The 16,472-nt window shown below is 33.4% G+C and carries 17 protein-coding genes; 16 read left to right on the top strand and 1 reads right to left on the bottom strand.

The window, feature by feature from the left end; translation table 11 throughout:
* Positions 1-15: 15 nt before the first annotated feature.
* The 9 genes from FGQ66_RS10750 to rplS all read left to right on the top strand — a co-directional run bounded on the left by FGQ66_RS10750 (position 16) and on the right by rplS (position 6,728).
* A complete protein-coding gene (locus FGQ66_RS10750; RefSeq protein WP_138302403.1) occupies positions 16-1,275 on the top strand; it encodes a DUF7601 domain-containing protein in 1,260 nt (419 codons plus the stop codon).
* Positions 1,276-1,312: 37 nt separating this feature from the next.
* On the top strand, positions 1,313-2,290 hold the full coding sequence (gene srtB / locus FGQ66_RS10745; RefSeq protein ID WP_138302402.1) for a class B sortase: 978 nt from the start codon (positions 1,313-1,315) through the stop codon (positions 2,288-2,290).
* Positions 2,271-2,888 (top strand): hypothetical protein, encoded by a 618-nt coding sequence (locus FGQ66_RS10740; RefSeq protein WP_138302401.1) that lies wholly within the window; start codon positions 2,271-2,273, stop codon positions 2,886-2,888. The genes srtB and FGQ66_RS10740 overlap by 20 nt, the downstream gene beginning before the upstream one ends.
* A 479-nt stretch (positions 2,889-3,367) precedes the next feature.
* Positions 3,368-3,643 carry a 30S ribosomal protein S16 gene (gene rpsP / locus FGQ66_RS10730; protein ID WP_005875628.1) on the top strand — a complete coding sequence of 92 codons (276 nt, stop codon included), beginning with the start codon at positions 3,368-3,370 and terminating at the stop codon, positions 3,641-3,643.
* An 11-nt stretch (positions 3,644-3,654) separates the two neighbouring features.
* Positions 3,655-3,903: a KH domain-containing protein gene (locus tag FGQ66_RS10725; protein WP_005875630.1), complete on the top strand. Its 249-nt coding sequence runs from the start codon at positions 3,655-3,657 to the stop codon at positions 3,901-3,903.
* A 106-nt stretch (positions 3,904-4,009) separates the two neighbouring features.
* The gene (locus FGQ66_RS10720) at positions 4,010-4,819 is read left to right on the top strand and encodes a hypothetical protein (protein WP_138302399.1); all 810 of its coding nucleotides are present in this window, start codon (positions 4,010-4,012) and stop codon (positions 4,817-4,819) included.
* Between the two features lie 157 nt (positions 4,820-4,976).
* On the top strand, positions 4,977-5,501 hold the full coding sequence (gene rimM, locus FGQ66_RS10715) for a ribosome maturation factor RimM (RefSeq protein WP_138302398.1): 525 nt from the start codon (positions 4,977-4,979) through the stop codon (positions 5,499-5,501).
* Positions 5,491-6,231: a tRNA (guanosine(37)-N1)-methyltransferase TrmD gene (gene trmD, locus FGQ66_RS10710; RefSeq protein ID WP_138302397.1), complete on the top strand. Its 741-nt coding sequence runs from the start codon at positions 5,491-5,493 to the stop codon at positions 6,229-6,231. The genes rimM and trmD overlap by 11 nt, the downstream gene beginning before the upstream one ends.
* Before the next feature lie 149 nt (positions 6,232-6,380).
* Positions 6,381-6,728 (top strand): 50S ribosomal protein L19, encoded by a 348-nt coding sequence (gene rplS / locus FGQ66_RS10705; RefSeq protein ID WP_002286913.1) that lies wholly within the window; start codon positions 6,381-6,383, stop codon positions 6,726-6,728.
* A gap of 276 nt (positions 6,729-7,004) precedes the next feature.
* On the opposite strand, the gene FGQ66_RS10700 is transcribed toward rplS, so the two are convergent.
* Complete coding sequence (locus tag FGQ66_RS10700; protein WP_171024601.1) at positions 7,005-8,537, bottom strand: helix-turn-helix domain-containing protein; 1,533 nt, start codon at positions 8,535-8,537, stop codon at positions 7,005-7,007.
* A 162-nt stretch (positions 8,538-8,699) separates the two neighbouring features.
* Between FGQ66_RS10700 and FGQ66_RS10695 the strand changes: the two genes are divergently transcribed.
* The 7 genes from FGQ66_RS10695 (at position 8,700) to FGQ66_RS10665 (ending at position 16,426) form a co-directional block, all read left to right on the top strand.
* On the top strand, positions 8,700-10,208 hold the full coding sequence (locus FGQ66_RS10695) for a helix-turn-helix domain-containing protein (protein WP_138302395.1): 1,509 nt from the start codon (positions 8,700-8,702) through the stop codon (positions 10,206-10,208).
* Between the two features lie 134 nt (positions 10,209-10,342).
* Positions 10,343-10,702: a hypothetical protein gene (locus FGQ66_RS10690; protein WP_138302394.1), complete on the top strand. Its 360-nt coding sequence runs from the start codon at positions 10,343-10,345 to the stop codon at positions 10,700-10,702.
* A complete protein-coding gene (locus FGQ66_RS10685) occupies positions 10,641-13,235 on the top strand; it encodes an isopeptide-forming domain-containing fimbrial protein (RefSeq protein WP_138302393.1) in 2,595 nt (864 codons plus the stop codon). The genes FGQ66_RS10690 and FGQ66_RS10685 overlap by 62 nt, the downstream gene beginning before the upstream one ends.
* Positions 13,236-13,271: 36 nt before the next feature.
* Positions 13,272-13,565, top strand: coding sequence for an EF2685/EF0750 family sortase-dependent surface protein (locus tag FGQ66_RS10680; RefSeq protein ID WP_483541533.1), 294 nt, complete (start codon positions 13,272-13,274; stop codon positions 13,563-13,565).
* Positions 13,555-14,364: a WxL domain-containing protein gene (locus tag FGQ66_RS10675; RefSeq protein WP_138302391.1), complete on the top strand. Its 810-nt coding sequence runs from the start codon at positions 13,555-13,557 to the stop codon at positions 14,362-14,364. Before FGQ66_RS10680 ends, FGQ66_RS10675 begins: the two co-directional genes overlap by 11 nt.
* 20 nt (positions 14,365-14,384) lie before the next feature.
* Positions 14,385-15,164, top strand: a complete 780-nt coding sequence (locus FGQ66_RS10670) for a WxL domain-containing protein (protein ID WP_138302390.1) — start codon at positions 14,385-14,387, stop codon at positions 15,162-15,164.
* Between the two features lie 215 nt (positions 15,165-15,379).
* Entirely contained in the window at positions 15,380-16,426 is a 1,047-nt protein-coding gene (locus FGQ66_RS10665; protein ID WP_138302389.1) for a WxLIP family cell surface protein, read from the top strand.
* The last annotated feature ends 46 nt before the right edge of the window (positions 16,427-16,472 follow it).

Below are 16,472 nucleotides of genomic sequence, written 5' to 3'. Positions count from 1 at the left end.
AAAAGAGGAATTTTAATGAAAAATGCAAGAATGAAAAAAATCGGACTGACTTTTGGTTTAGTTGGCTTGGCACTTGGACTATCAGGAATCAAGGCTTACGCTGCGGATACAGCAGCACCAACTAGTAAAGATGTTCGATTCACCAAGACCTTAGTTTCTCCCGCATCGAACTTAGCGGAGATTCCTGACATGAAGTTTGATTTTACGTTTACAGGCGTAGGGTTTTATCCATATTCAGGAAATGGTGTGGCTGATCAAGCGGATGGATCTGTGACCGTACCAGATTTAGCATCACAAGAAATCAAATTTACGGAACAAGATATGAAAGCTGCAAATGATAAAGATGGTATGAATACTGTAACGAAGCAAAGTACGGACGTTATTGGGGGAGTAACTTTCCCTAAAGCAGGTGTTTATCAATACACAGTTAAAGAAGCAGATGATACAAATACCTTTGCGCCAGATCCGAATAAGAAGGAAGAAGTTACTTACGATGGCAATACCTACACTTTAAGAATCTGGGTAACAATGGATAAAAATGGCAACAATACGCCAAGTGGAACGGTAGATAAGGTGGAAAAAGTCGTAGTAACAGATAAAAATGCCAATAAGGTTGATCCAACACCAGTTACCCCAACGCCAGATACTCCTGTCGATCCGGATCATCCAGTGGTACCAACACCTGAACCAAATAAAACCTTCAACTTTAAAAATATCTATACTGTGACAGCCTCAGACAAACCTTTTAACGGAAATGATCCTAAAACGGCACCATTCTGGATCAGTAAAGAAGTTAAAGGGCAAATGGCAGATAACACACTCGATTTTGATTACACTTTGGATATTGCGGCAAATGAACTTACAGCTGGAAAAGATTATGAATTAAATATCAAACGGACAAACGACGATGTAGATAAGGTAAAAGTTACTCCTGGAACACCCGCTACATTCAAGCTAAAACATGGCGAAATTGCTTATTTTGAAAAGATCCCAGCTGGAGCTATGGTAAATGTCAAAGAAGCAGATACAGCTGATTATGATGAAGCAAATGAAGCTACTTTTAATGGGGAAACACCAGTTACTGGTACTCTTGAAGCAGCAGGAGCACTCGGAACAAAAGGGGATAATTCCGTTGCGTATACGAATACTCAAAATGGTGGAAATATTACACCAACTGGGATCCTATTGAATAACTTCCCTTATATCGCTTTGATTCTAGCAGGATTCGCAGGTTTGGCCTTTTATATCGTTAAAAAACGTCATCAAGATGCATAAAATTTCTTAAGAAAAAAGCAAAAGGAGAACTTTTCACATGGAGAACAAATCTAGTTTGAAAAAACATTTGTTTTGGGTGACAAAAGGATGTATCGGTCTGCTAGATAAATTCATTGATCTTATCGCTGTTCTCCTTTTGTTACTGATGTTCAGCTACGGTATGTTTAGTATTTGGGACAACCAAAAGATTCTCTTAAATGGTCAATCTAGTGAGTATCAAACATTTAAACCAGAAACAAGTAACGCACCAAGTTTTTCTGAGTTACAAAAGAAAAATCCGGATGTTTTTGCTTGGCTAAATGTTTATGGCACCCAAATCGATTACCCAGTCCTACAAAGCGGCGATAATGAAAAATATTTGAATACGGATGTTTTTGGGAATTACAAAATGTCAGGTTCGATCTTCATGGATTATCGCAATAAAAAAGATTTTTCCGATTTCAACTCGATTATCTATGGGCATCATATGGCGGAGTCTGCAATGTTTGGTGATCTGGATAAATTTAAGGATCAAGATTTTTTTAAGGAACACGCCTTTGGGAATCTCTATTTTCAAGGCAAGGATCACGGAGTTAAATTCTTCGCATTTTTAAACGTTGATGCGTTTGACGCGCAGATTTATCAGACGCCGGTAACGGGAAGGGAAAACAGTCAGAGGTATCTCGATGCAGTAAAAGAAAAGTCGCAATCCTATCGCGAACTGAATGTCCGTCCTGAAGACAGGCTAGTCCTGCTAAGTACGTGTTCAACAGACGCTACGAACGGACGATATGTGTTGGTTGGTGTGATCACGGATAAAAAGATCGCTATTCCTAAGGAGCTTCAAACAAAGACGCAGCAGAATACTTTCACCGGGAAAGCCGTCAATTACTTACGTTCAGTTCGTTTGAAAAGTCAAAAGAGCCTACTCTTGTTTATCTTATTGTTTCTAGTCTTGCTCTTCTGGTATGTGATGCTCATTACTCAAAGAAAAAAGCGGGAGAAAGGAGGGAAATATGAAAATAAAACGAATTAATGCTTTACTGATAGGGATTTTAGGACTTTTAAGTGTGTTTCTTTTAACGCCAGATGTATTTGCAGAAGAAGTAACTCTTCCAGTTTTGATTCAGCAAAATGTTCAAGGGAAAACAATCAACTATCGACTTTCTACGCAGGATGAAAATGCAAATTATCCGGCAGAAGCGGGAAATGGACTGTTTTCCATCAGCGATGATCAAAGCTTGACGCTACACTTTGCATTTTTCAAACCAGGCAACTACCACTATACGTTGGCACCAGTTGAAAAGAACTTGATCCAAGCACAAGAGCAGATATATGACATTAACGTTTTGGTTTTCTATAATAAAAATTCTCAGCTTTCATCGGTAATATCCGCAACAAATTCAGCTGGCTACAAGGTGGACTCCATCGCCTTTGCAGGTGTTGCTCCAGATAAAAATCCGGCAAATCAAGGGGGAGACATTGGGGGAAAGACCGCAATCAAAATGTATCCCAAGACAGGTGAGTTAAAGAGCCAAGTCTCGTTATTCGGTTTGCTACTGGTAGTTGGGGTGATGATCATTGGGGGCACGCGCCAGTATTTTTATCAACAAAAGGGGAAATCAAGGGTGTGATAGCTTTCCTTTACTTCCTTTTGATTACTGGAAGAATGCACTCGTTTCTCCATTAGAGAAGAAAAGTATCTACTACTTTATTTATAGAAAATTTGGCTCTATTATCTATGCTTATGCCGCTCATCATTTGCTGTTTCTGCGCTTTGTATTCATACTTGGGGGGAAAGCGTTTCGTGTGCACCTGTATCATGTTCAGATCTTGCACGATAGACAGTTGATTGTTTGAGCAAAGAAGCAAAAATTTTAGGAAGCATGTGGATTTCAGCGAATAGTATCCGTCGTTTATTCGAGAGCCTATAGCAAGACTGATTTTTAGATTTGTCCCACAGTCCATTTGTTTATCTACAGGGGGAAAGATTTCGGTGTATCATAGCAAAGTATTAAAAAAATTGCAGCTGTAAAGAAAAAAAGCTTTACAGGGTAAAAAAAAACTGTTACACTACATCTTGTGAATAAAACAATGGAGGTGGAAATATATAATGGCAGTTAAAATCCGTTTAAAACGTATGGGTTCTAAAAAGAGTCCTTTTTACCGTATCGTAGTAGCTGATTCACGTTCTCCTCGTGATGGACGTTTCATCGAAACTGTAGGTACTTACAATCCTTTGAAAGATCCTGCAGAAGTAGTTTTAAAAGAAGATTTAGTTCTTAACTGGTTGTCTAAAGGTGCACAACCTTCTGATACAGTACGTAACATCCTTTCAAAAGAAGGCGTTATGCAAAAACACCACGAAGCTAAATTCTCAAAGAAATAAGGTGATCGGATATGAAAGATTTAAGCGAATTAGTCTTAACAATCGTTCGTCCGTTAGTCACTCATCCTGAACAGGTCCAGTTAGAAGTCGTTGAATCAAATGATTTTTACGAATACAATCTAACCGTGGCTCCCGAAGATATTGGTCGTATCATTGGCAAACAAGGCCGAGTTGCAAAAGCAATCCGGACGATCGTCTATGGTGTGCGGCTAAATGCACCAAAAAAAGTGCGTTTGAATATCGTCGATAATAAGGAATAATCAAAAGCTGTTTCGTTCATGCGAAACGGCTTTTTTATTATACATGGTTTTGATTGGCAAAAGACTACAGAGAGCGTATTCTTAAAGTAAAGAGGAGGAAATACATATGAAAAAATGGTGGATCGTTATACCAGCTATCCTATTTTTAGGCGCTTGTCAAACCTCGGCTGATCGAACAACACAAAAACAAGAAAATCAAGAGAAGGACCAAAGCCATTCTCAAGTTACACAGATGACTACAGAAACATCTACAGGAGAAAGTGCCAAGGGCAAAGAAGAACATTCAGACGCCAAGACAGGAACAAATCAGACCCAAAAGACCGCCTTTGAGCAATTGAAAGCCGAACAGCCAACGCTACCAATGCCACAGGTCATCCCGATTTCTTCAGGGAATCTAAATCTCGCTGCAGCACAATCAAAGCAAGGATACACGGTCCTCTACTATGCGTTGCCAGAAAAACTCGCGCTAAATGCACAAGCGTTGAATCAAGAAACACCGATCGCCACTTATCTTTATCAATACGGATTTGCTTCAAGCCAAGAAACCATCAATGTGTTGCAACCTTTTACGATCGATAAGAATGGGCAAAAAGTCGATCTCGGTCATCAAATCATTGCCTATCAACAAGGAGCAGCTGGATCGAATTATCTTGAATGGCAAGAAGGAAACTGGCGTATCCGAGTGCGATCAAGCAACATCGAAGGACAAGATCCACTACCTTTAGCGAAAAAAATCGTAAATTATTTAGAAAAGGCCACTCTACCGGCACCTGAAAAATATGGGAAAATCACAGTCGATATGAATGATTCATCCAATCAAGCTACGCAGGTCATTTGGCAAGAACCGAATAATGTCTTTACAGTCACACATCAAGACGCATTAGCCGCCCTAGAAATGGCTGTTTCAATGAATTAAGTGCCAATTTATGATTTTGGGCATGACGAAAGTAAAAAGAAGGGTAGAATTGCCTATAACCACATGCTAAAATAAAACAGATACGTAATACGTTGTTTTTTATACTGAATGAAAAAACGGATAAACGTTGCATAAGAAAAAGAAAAGGGGATACAAGTTGACTGAATATTTAAATGTAGGAAAAATTGTCAATACTCAAGGAATAAAAGGCGAAGTCCGTGTCATCTCAACAACGGATTTTCCTGAAGAAAGATATAAAAAAGGTGCAGTTCTGACCTTGTTTCAAGAAAAAAAAGCACCGATCGAATTAACAGTCAAAAGCCACCGAAAACACAAAAACTTTGATATCGTAAGTTTTGAAGGTCATCCATCGATCAATGACGTAGAAAAATACCGCGATGGGATACTTAGAGTGTCAAAAGAAAATACAGTAGAGTTGGAAGAAAATGAATTTTACTACCATGAAATCATTGGAGCAACTGTCGTCGATGAAGATGGAACAGAGTTAGGTAAAATCAAAGAAATCCTTTCACCAGGAGCAAATGATGTCTGGGTCGTCCAACGTCAAAAGAAAAAAGATATATTGTTGCCTTATATCGATTCGGTTGTTAAAGAAGTAGATACGAAAAATGGTATTGTACGCGTAGAAATCCCTGAAGGACTGATTGACGATGAAAATTGATGTATTAACATTATTTCCGCGAATGTTTGAAGGACCAATGGGCGAATCGATCATTGGTAAAGCAGTCAATAAAGGATTATTGGATATCAATATCTCAAATTTTAGAGATTATTCAGACAATAAACACCAAACCGTCGATGATTATCCCTATGGTGGTGGGGCAGGAATGCTACTAAAAGTCCAACCAATCTATGACAATATCAAAGCAATTGAGGAAGCTGCACCGGAAACAAAAAAAAAAGTGATCTTATTAGATCCGGCAGGAAAACAATTCGATCAAAAGATGGCCGAAGAATTTTCACAAGAAGAACATTTAGTATTTATCTGTGGTCACTATGAAGGCTATGATGAACGGATCAGAAGTCTAGTTACAGATGAAGTATCATTAGGCGATTATGTATTGACCGGAGGCGAGCTAGGTGCGATGGTAATGATCGATGCTACGGTACGGCTATTACCAGATGTCTTAGGAAACCAGACTTCTGCTCAAACGGATTCTTATTCAACCGGTCTACTGGAACATCCGCAATATACTCGCCCAGCAGAATACAAGGGAATGAAAGTACCCGAAGTCTTGACAAACGGCAACCATAAGTTGATTGAAGAATGGCAATTAAAAGAATCACTACGAAGAACCTATCTGCGCCGTCCAGATTTATTGGGACAGCTAGAAATGACGTCACAAATGCTCAAATTCTTAGAAGAAATCAAACAAGAAGAAAACGAATAGCAGATATAGCTAGGAAAAAATAAAATTATCCTTTACATGAAAATCGTAATATGTTAGTATTTTATGGTGAGTGCAAAGCACTTAACTATTACGATGTTCCGCTGTGAGAAAAAGCTCATACGAATGTTTGGAATAAGGAGAAAAGATCAATGAATCCATTAATCGAAGAATTAACAAAAGAACAATTACGTTCTGACATTCCAGCTTTCCGCCCTGGTGACACTGTACGTGTTCATGCGAAAGTTGTCGAAGGTACACGTGAACGTATCCAGTTATTTGAAGGTGTTGTAATCAAACGCCGTGGTGCTGGAATCAGCGAAACTTATACAGTACGTAAAGTTTCTAACGGAGTGGGCGTTGAACGTACATTCCCATTGCACACACCACGTGTTGCAAAAATCGAAGTTGTTCGTTACGGTAAAGTACGTCGTGCAAAATTGTACTACTTACGTGCATTACACGGAAAAGCAGCTCGTATCAAAGAAATCCGTCGTTAATCTATCGCTATCAGATAGTGGAAGAACCCTTGTTTATCAAGGGTTCTTTTTTTAATAGTTATTTTTATATTTTGTAAGATTAGTTGTACTTTGTTTTCAGTAACGAAAAGGGGCAAGCTTTTATTTAAGAAATTTATACATGTTTAATGAAACATGGTTTTTTGCTACGTGAAAGTAATCTTTAAGAAATGCTAGCAATTGTTATCTAATTCTTTAAGTATAAGTTCGATTAACCTATCGATAGTATTAGGATTTTTGTACTATTTTTATATCTGTTTAAGGCATAAATGAACTATTATCATCATGGTATTTATTATTTGGTAGATAAAATGAGTTATGAGTATTGATGTAATGATTTATGAACTCAATTAAGTTGAACCATGTTTCATTATTAAATTCACTATCAAAATAAAAATGTTGGATATTTTCTATTGATCCCTCATATGTGTCAGAAATAAGAATATCAGCTTCTGCTATAGTATCCGTAAATTTTATAGTATTTGTATTATAAAATTTTTTCAAAAAATTTTTGATGGTTGGAATTGTGTATAAATTTTTTGAATAACTCACGTATAATTTCACAGGTTCAATTTTTTTGTTGGTAATATAGCAAAAATATAAAATTGCTAATAGTGTATCAATGCTAGATTTATTGAAATTTAAAAAATTAATTTTTAAAATTTTGCATTCTGAGACTAAAAAAACCTTAATTTTTTCTATCATAGAAAGATAATGACGATTTTGTAAACTGTACTGCTGTAATTTAGGATAATTATAATCAAGTGAATAGATGTCATAATTAAAATGTTTAATATAAATAAAACGAATGAGGAGCAAATAATAAGTATCTATATAAGATTCATATGAAAATTTAAAATTAAATTTTCTTGAGTAATCTGCTAAGAAAGTATTTAGAAGATTTCCAATTCGATTTTTCGAATTCTTAAATTGATGAAAAATTTTTTCTTTATGTGAAAAACTATCCAGCTCTGGGATTGCAAACCTAATGATAAAAGAAAAATATAGATTTTCATTATTGTTTTGATTTGAAGATAATTGAAATGTACGATTGTTTAAATCATGTAAAAGAAATGGCTCAATATCTTTTTGGAAATCCTTAGTTAGTGAGACTGTATTTTTATTTGAAATACGTTTCGAATTAATTTTTTGAATTAATTTAAGCTTTACTTTTTGTGAACAGCATAATCTATTTTCCAAACTCGTTGATAAAAAGAAATCTTTAATTTTGAAATCATTTAGATAAGTTAAATCAACTGTATGATAGATATTCCAAAAAAAAAGATAATAAAAAAAACGAACGCCTATCTCACTTCCGGTGATATTACCAAATTTAGAATTCACAGATAATTTAACATCAAGTTTTCTAGCAAGTTTATTTATATTAGCAATTTTTTTATAGATTGTGGGAACACTTAAATTTACATCATAAGCTAATTGTTCAATACTAACGTATTTATTACGGATCAATGAGTGTAGAACAATAAAAGTAGTATTTTGTTGAATATAAAATACACGAAGTTTATCGATATAAAAATTCACCCCTACGTTTTTATCAAATGTTATTTTATAGATATGGTCACTTTTAACATCTAAATTAATATTAGAATCCAAATCAAAGCACTTTTGAACATCGATAAATAATTGGTTGATGTAACGATAACAAGTAGGTTGACTCAAAGAAAATTTTTTTTGAATCTGAGAAAAGGATACGCCATCCTCTGAGAATAGAATAAATTTAAAAAGTTCTAAGTTTTTTTTGTCTAGTTTGTCCATTAATAAATCATCCATTTTTTCACTCCTCATTTCTAAAAAATTCACTTTTAGGCTAAATTATCATTTTCTGATAAAAATATCCAGTTATCTTTATAAAAAAAAATAGAAGAAATCTTTATAATGTAAAAGATGCTACCTACAAATTAGAGAAAAATCTTTATTTAAGGAGGAAATGGAATGAGAATTTTTTTAGACTCGAATTATGATAAAATTTTGAACGTCGCCTCAATTATTAATAATAGCAAAGCTATGACAATAAAAGAAATATCTGAAAAAGTAAGTCTTTCTATCCCTTCAGTAAGAAATATTGTTGATTGTATTGAGAAAAATAATTTAACTACAAAAGAAAATTTTTTTATTGAAGAGCTACCAAATAAAAGTGTTGAAATTCGTGCAATAAATTATCCACTGCAACAGTTAGCTGATAACTATTTAGAGCAGTCAATTCTATTTTTAATGGTGAAACAACTTTTAGAAAATAGAAAGATAGTATCTAGTAAATTTTGTGAATCCTACGGAATTAGTGCTTCGTCATTTTCTAGATATCGAATGAGCTTAAAAAAGTATTTGCAATCAATTGGATTAGACTTAAGTAGGGAAAATGAAATTATCGGAAATGAAATGTTAGTACGCAGTTTTTTTATTGCTTTTTTTCGATATAGTAATTCAAAATGGAAATTTTCTCCGTCAGTATATATTAGTTTGAAAGAATTTCTTTCAAAAAATTATATGGATTTAGAGCAGTTTACAGAGAACGAATTAAGGGTTATGTGCTTAATTATGTATATAGGTAATAAAAGGATTGCACAAAAAAATTTTTTGTCAGATATATTTTTTGCTAAATTAGGAAATATTTTTATCAGAAATACAGTTATAGCAAAAAAATTTTTTGATTATTTCAAGAAAAAAGGATTGGATAATGAACAAATAGAATTTGAAGTAGGATATCTTCTATTCTCTTTGAAAAAAGAGGGATTACTTTGCGACAATCAAGTGCTGCAATTAATGGAAAAATTTCTATTATCTTGTACAGAAGAGTACAAGATTGGGTACCAACTAAGTTTGGCTGTTACTAGTAATTCAGATAATTCAGCTATTTGTAAGGAAATACTTATCGAGTTGATTTTCATGAATTTAATTATAAAAAAAGGGTATATTCCTTATAGACACTTCTATTATGTGTATGATGAAGAAAATTTTTGTTGTTTTAATAATGCAGAGAAAAAATTACTTGAAGATACATATGATATTCTTAGTGTAGCAATGGAATGCCAAGAAGTATTTTTATATTATAAAGAGTTCATCGAACTGTATAATTTTAAAGAATTGGCTGATTATTTTTTCACTGTATTATACGCAATTTTAATTAAGAGTAAACTTTCTAAACCAAGACCTATTACTATTTTTATCGAACATTCTAAGTTTATGAATTGTCTCATTTTAAGTAATAAATTAAAGTCTATTTTCCATGAAAGCATTGAAATAATCGAAAATTGTAATAACAAAGTTGATATAGTCGTGACGGATATTAGTAATAGTAAAAAAGGGGGAAATGTGATCAGAGTATCTTCATATTCTGATGAAAAAGATTTTGAATTACTATTATTAAAAATATTGGATATAAGGAAAAAGATAGATGAAGGAGATACAATTAAACATTTATTACCGTATCTCTCTAGAAAATAAATGCTTAAAAAATTTCAAACTCAAGAATCCCATTTTTTTTATTAGGTTAAAAAAATATGGGATTCTTGAGTTTTTTTTGATGGTATATTTATTTAGGGGAGAGTAAGAAGTTACTGAAAGGAGGAGATGAATATTTGCTAAACATTTTAACTAAATTCGAAAATAATCACTATAAGATACGCTTACTTTTTTTTATGTTTCTAATTAGCTTTATCTTTTCTTTTTATGGGGGACATTCGATTGGATATGCAGAAGAACAAGATGAGAAACTTTTATTTCAAAATAAGAATGAATCTGTATTTGTTAATGAAGAAATCAAATTTTCTCTGTTGGTCAGCTGTACTGAAGAGAAAACAATTTCAGTTCAATATCCAGAAGATTTTAAAATTAATATAGAAAAAATAAATGAAATAAATAAGGGCACAATTGAAGATGAGATTAATCATTGTTGGAGAATTTTTGGACTCAGGAACTGCTTCTTTTTATGCAGATAACGGAAAAGAAAAATGTGAAATAAGTTTTTCTATAGAAAATAAACCTGATTCTTCGTATCCACTTATAGGAAATGAAGAAACTAGTCTATCTTCTCAAGAAGCGATTCATTCTCTACAAGAAGATAAAGAAGATATTAGAAATGAAGAAGAAGATAAAACTAGCAATGGAATTACTACTTATGCTACATTGCCTTCTTTTGATTGGAATTTATTAAATAGTGACGGATTGGATCTAACTACTTTTACTCAAGTAAGCCAAAATACACCTGTCAAATTATCTGGTGGAATATTTGATAATCAGGAACGTAATTATTATTTATTTTTAGGACATTACGAAGGGAATTATAGCTATCGGACCGGTGCTTTTGAAAAAAAGACTGATATGAGTGCAACAATGAGTAAAACAACTTTAGAATATAGACCAATTTTAAGTCCAGCAGTTTTAGGAATAAAAAAACAAACTGGAAGTGAACCTTCAACCAAAGTTGTTGATTATAGTTATGTAAACGGTCCTGCGAATCTGTTTGATATTGGAGAAATGGATACACCAAATGACATAATAAAAAAAAGTGGATTGAGTACAAAGGACAATTATTTTTCTTTTATGATAGCTGAATATATTAAAGAAAATGAGTTGGTAGCATATGGATATTTGGTTAGGGGAGATCCATCTACAAATGTGCAGACAGATTATCAACCAGTTAGAATCCATGGATATGTGCGTGATGTTAAATCGGGTCGAGTTAGATACGATGTCAGTTTTTACAATGATCAGCCTACAATAAAATATTATGGCTTAACTTATGGGTTACATATAGATATTGGAGGGGCTCATGTAAAATCAAAATTATTTTCTAATGGAGATAAAGGTCTTTACTTTGACGAAGAGAATGTTCCAGCAGATGGAATTGGTGAAAAGCTCTACTTTCATACAAAACAATATGGAAATACTAATGGTCCAACTAGCTTTAAGGTAGGAGATATAGATGGTGTTTATTCTGTGGGATATTGGTCGAACATAGCAAAAAATCGTTATTGGTTATATGGTTCTATTGATGGATATAAAAAACCCTATGAACAATGGGATAGAATTGAACCAGAAGGGTATCAGTTTCCTTTAAAACATCCATTGTTTATTTTAAGATGGGATCCAATTAGCGTTTCTGGATTTGGAGTTGGTATGGGAAGCTTAGATATCTCAATAGAGGAAAATAGAGAAGTGAAACCGGAAGTGGAAAAAAAATATAATAACTTAACATCACAAGATGATAAAAATCATATTGGCGATGTATTAGAATTTGAACTGAATGCTACTAACAAAAAAGATGCTGAAGCAAAATGGGAAAATGTCACAATTACAGATAAGATACCAGAAGATTTAACGATAGATCCTAATTCATTTAAACTTCAACAAGAAACGAAAACAACTCATTTACCAGAATCAATTTATGATAAAGATACAAGAACCCTGAAATATGGACCATTTGATTTAGACCCAGGTTCTACTGTAAGACTAATTTTCACTGCCAAAATAACTAGTGGTGCAGGAAAAACAATCATTAATAACATGCAAGCAGGAAATCATTTGGATACTGAAAAAAGAGAAGATGAGGTATCAATTTTTATTGAAAATGTACCAATAAAATTCAACCTAATACAGGAAGTTTTGCATGCTGATGGAACTAAAGCCACATCTGCTAAAAAGGGCGAACAATTAACATATCGATCAACAATAAAAAATCCATTTTCAGCTAATGATGAGAATAAAAAGTACAAAACTATACAAATAAATTCATTACCATTAGATACTAATCTCGAGGATGTTTCTGAAATATGTTTTAAAGAATCCAATGGAACTAAGATTGCTGGGGCTTTTTCATCTTATGATCCCACAAATAAGTTTGTGTTTGCGGCGTTGATATCAAATGGTGATAACTCTATTAATGCAAAGCAAGATATTTTTATGGAATATAAAGTCAAAATAAAAAGTGATGTCAAGAATCTCACTGAAATTATTGGCCAATCCGAAGCATCAGCTGTGTTAACCACTGGCGAAATTTTAGAAAAAACATTATCAAATAAAGTAACAACTAGAATAGGAGGAAATTTAGTTTTTGTATCTGCACCAATTCTACTTACGTATGGACAAAATATGAATATTGAGGAAAAGGATAAAAATTATTCTATTCAAGCTAAAGACAGTGATTTAATTGTTCAAGACTATAGAGGAGAAGGAAGTTATTGGAAACTAACGGCAATTTTAAAAAAAGATTTAACTAGTGAAACCGGTCATAAATTATTCAATAGCCTTTTTTACTGTATTAACGGCAAATCAGAACTCTTCTCAACAAATACTTCTCTTCTTATCAAGGAAAATAAGACAGAAAACGATGCAGCAATAAATATTTCTCGTGACTGGGAAGGAGAAAATTCAGGACCTATATTAAAGATCAAGGCTGGAAAAGCTCATGCAGAAAAATATGCCGGTAGTATTCAATGGACATTACAAGACGTACCAGAAAATCAAGAGTGAGGGGGCAATGAAAAATGAGAAAATTTTTTTGTTTTCATTATTAGTGTAAGCTTTATATTTTCAAATGGAATGATAGGTTATGCCGAAGAATCAATTGAAACAAACTCCAAAGGTAATATAGGATTCTATGGGTCATATCAAAAATCAACAGATACCTCTGGTTATGATATAGAAGATAATGTAATTGCTTATGAAGATAAATATGAAAATAAATCCTTCCCTCTTACTGGAGAAAAAAAAGAATTAACAGTGGTTACTATTGGAGTAGGAATACTCATATTATTACTCCTATTATTAAAGAAAAGAAAGGAAAGAGAAAATGAAAAATAATACTTTGAAAAACATACTTTGGACGGGCATCTTAATCTCTGCATCTTTATCAACATTTGCTATTTCTGGATTTGCAGAAGATGAGGGCGATTATACAAGAAATATTAAAAGCAACGGTATAATACAATTTACACCAGATACTAATCCAACTGATCCAGTAGATCCTAACGACCCTGACCCTGCTAACCCTATCAAGCCCTGGGATCCATCCACACCGAATCATGAGGCAGTTCCAGGAACTGCAGGCCCATTAAGTTTGGATTTTGCATCAAGTTTGGATTTTGGAAATAATAAAATTACAAATAAAGATACGATTTACTATGCAGAACCACAATTTTTATGGAATGATGACAAATCTGATTTTAATCCATCAAGTGCTAGACCCAATTATGTACAAGTTACTGATAAACGAGGTACTAATAGCGGCTGGACGTTAACGTTGCAACAACAAGGACAATTTAAAAACGAACAAACACTGAATAAAGAGTTAACAGGTGCAGCACTATCTTTTGTCAATGGAAAAGCAACCTCGATTATTAAAGATGTAGCTAAGCCTAAAACATTTGATATTATCGATTTAATTCCTGGCGAAACTGTCAATGTAATGGCTGCTGAAAAAGATGCAGGAGCTGGCACATGGGTAAATTACTTTGGTGAAATTGAAACAATTGAAGTGGAAGGAGAAATGGTACAAAAAAATAAAGCCATTTCACTTTTCGTTCCAGGTACAACAGCTAAAGATGCAGTTAAATATGAAACAGAGTTGCTCTGGACACTAACTGATGCACCAGCTAAATAAGAAAAGGGGAAGAATAATAAATGAAAACAATGAGAATTGCTACAGGAATCCTAATTTTTAGTACAGTATTATTGACAGCGAAAAACGTATTTGCAGAGGAAGCTACAGATGCTTTACCAGTATCTCGTAATACGGAAGTTCAGATAAAATTTATTGAAGATAATTCACCAACCGATCCAGTTAATCCAATTGATCCAGACCCAGACAAACCAATTAAACCAGTAGACCCAACAGATCCTAATAAACCTGTTGACCCTGGAACAAGTGGACCGTTGAGTTTAGATTATGCTTCAATTCTAGATTTTGGGGAACAATTAATTTCAGTTAAAGATCAAATATACTTTGCAAAGCCTCAATATTTATTTGACAAGGATGGAGCTGTTGATAAAGATAATCCAGTACCAAATTATGCACAAGTAACAGATAAACGCGGTGGAGAAAAAGGATGGTCTTTAAGTGTTAAACAAAATGGTCAATTTAAATCATTAAAAAATAATAAGGAACTAACTGGGGCAGAGATCACTTTTAAAAATGCCGAAGTAATTTCAAATTCAGATTCAAAAGCACCTAGTGTTGTGAAAAATAGTTTTTCTTTGACAAGTGATGGAACCGGCGTTGCTGAAAATGTTATGTCTGCAAATGAAGGTGAAGGATTCGGTACTTGGATTTATCGTTTTGGGGATGATAAAACAAAAGCAGAGAGTATCGAACTAAGTGTACCAGGTTCTACAGCCAAGGAATCAGATGTGTACAAGACATCATTGACTTGGACTTTGACTGATACACCTGTAAATAAGTAAATTACTGAGAGAGGTCGAGACAAAAGTCGGTTGGGTTTGAGAAATTGGAGAGAAAAACGAACAATACGTTTTTTGTATTGCTCGTTTTTTTTGAAATATCCGAAAAACCTGACTTTTGGACGCCGTTTATTCGAGAGTCTGTAGCAAAACTGATTTTTAGATTTGTCCCAGACTCTTTATTTCATAATTAGATAAAGAGAAAGTTGGAATATGCAATGAGTAGATTAAACAAATTGATAATTTCTTTTTTAGGAATGGCTGTGCTTTTTTTTAGTTATTCTACAGTAACAATTGAAGCTTCAGAGTTGAAATTTAGTGTTGAACCAATTTTACCGGAAAATCAAATCAATCAAGAGCATACTTATTTTGATTTAATAGTAGAACCGGATCAAAAACAAACAGTAAAAGTTCATATGCGCAATGACACTAATCAAGATATTTTTGTAGTACCTCATATAGAAGCAGCTACAACGAATATTAATGGTGTTGTAGAGTACGGCGAGTCGAATAGCAAATTAGATAAAACAGCCCCCTATAATATTGCTGATTTAGTTAAAGCCAAAGAAAAAGAGGTAAAAATTCCTGCAAACAATTCTTATGATTTAGAAATAGAAATAAAAATGCCAAAGGAAAAATTTGAAGGTGTTTTAGCGGGGGGAATTACTTTACAAGAAAAAGATGAACCTCAAAAAGAGAATAAATCAAAGAAGCAACAAGGGTTAGCAATTGAGAATAAATATGCATATGTGGTTGCAATTATTTTACAAGAAAATTTAGAGGAATTGACTCAAACATTAACTTTAGATAAGGTAGTTCCGAGCCAAGTGAACGCTCGAAACACTATAAATGCAACTTTAAAAAATCGCGAAGCGACATATATCAATCAGTTGTCTGTGGAAACAAAAATTACAAAAAAAGGTGATAAAAGTATACTCTATTCATCCGAGAAAGAAGGAATGCAAATGGCTCCGAATACTTCATTTGCATATCCAATCTTTTTAGATGGAAAAAAATTGAAGCCAGGAAAATACACTTTAGATATGAAAGTTAAATCCGCAAAACAAGGCTGGGAATTTACTAAAGAATTTGAAGTTGAACCTGAAGTGGCAAAACGTTTAAATGCTTCAGATGTTACTATCGAAAAAGATAATTATTTATGGTTGTATTCTACAGTAGCAATAGTGATTGTTATTTTATTAGTTTCTTACCTTTTAATAAAAAATAAAAAGAAGGCGGATTTTATAATGAACTTAGCCATTTAAAATAAAAAAAACGCCACGTGAATTCCATGTTATATTGAAGTTACCA

Source organism: Enterococcus sp. BSD2780061688st2 D3 (genome assembly GCF_005844145.1).
Lineage (GTDB): Bacteria > Bacillota > Bacilli > Lactobacillales > Enterococcaceae > Enterococcus_B > Enterococcus_B durans.
The sequence above is the reverse complement of the archived record's forward strand: the minus strand, read 5'-3'. Positions and strand labels throughout refer to the sequence as shown.

Coding starts and splice junctions, on each gene's coding strand:
- srtB (WP_138302402.1), top strand. CDS start 1,313: ATGGAGAACAAATCTAGTTTGAAAAAACATTTGTTTTGGGTGACAAAA.
- FGQ66_RS10675 (WP_138302391.1), top strand. CDS start 13,555: ATGAAAAATAATACTTTGAAAAACATACTTTGGACGGGCATCTTAATC.
- FGQ66_RS10740 (WP_138302401.1), top strand. CDS start 2,271: ATGAAAATAAAACGAATTAATGCTTTACTGATAGGGATTTTAGGACTT.
- FGQ66_RS10725 (WP_005875630.1), top strand. CDS start 3,655: ATGAAAGATTTAAGCGAATTAGTCTTAACAATCGTTCGTCCGTTAGTC.
- FGQ66_RS10700 (WP_171024601.1), bottom strand. CDS start 8,537: ATGGATGATTTATTAATGGACAAACTAGACAAAAAAAACTTAGAACTT.
- FGQ66_RS10695 (WP_138302395.1), top strand. CDS start 8,700: ATGAGAATTTTTTTAGACTCGAATTATGATAAAATTTTGAACGTCGCC.
- FGQ66_RS10685 (WP_138302393.1), top strand. CDS start 10,641: ATGAGATTAATCATTGTTGGAGAATTTTTGGACTCAGGAACTGCTTCT.
- FGQ66_RS10750 (WP_138302403.1), top strand. CDS start 16: ATGAAAAATGCAAGAATGAAAAAAATCGGACTGACTTTTGGTTTAGTT.
- FGQ66_RS10720 (WP_138302399.1), top strand. CDS start 4,010: ATGAAAAAATGGTGGATCGTTATACCAGCTATCCTATTTTTAGGCGCT.
- FGQ66_RS10665 (WP_138302389.1), top strand. CDS start 15,380: ATGAGTAGATTAAACAAATTGATAATTTCTTTTTTAGGAATGGCTGTG.
- rpsP (WP_005875628.1), top strand. CDS start 3,368: ATGGCAGTTAAAATCCGTTTAAAACGTATGGGTTCTAAAAAGAGTCCT.
- trmD (WP_138302397.1), top strand. CDS start 5,491: ATGAAAATTGATGTATTAACATTATTTCCGCGAATGTTTGAAGGACCA.
- rplS (WP_002286913.1), top strand. CDS start 6,381: ATGAATCCATTAATCGAAGAATTAACAAAAGAACAATTACGTTCTGAC.
- FGQ66_RS10670 (WP_138302390.1), top strand. CDS start 14,385: ATGAAAACAATGAGAATTGCTACAGGAATCCTAATTTTTAGTACAGTA.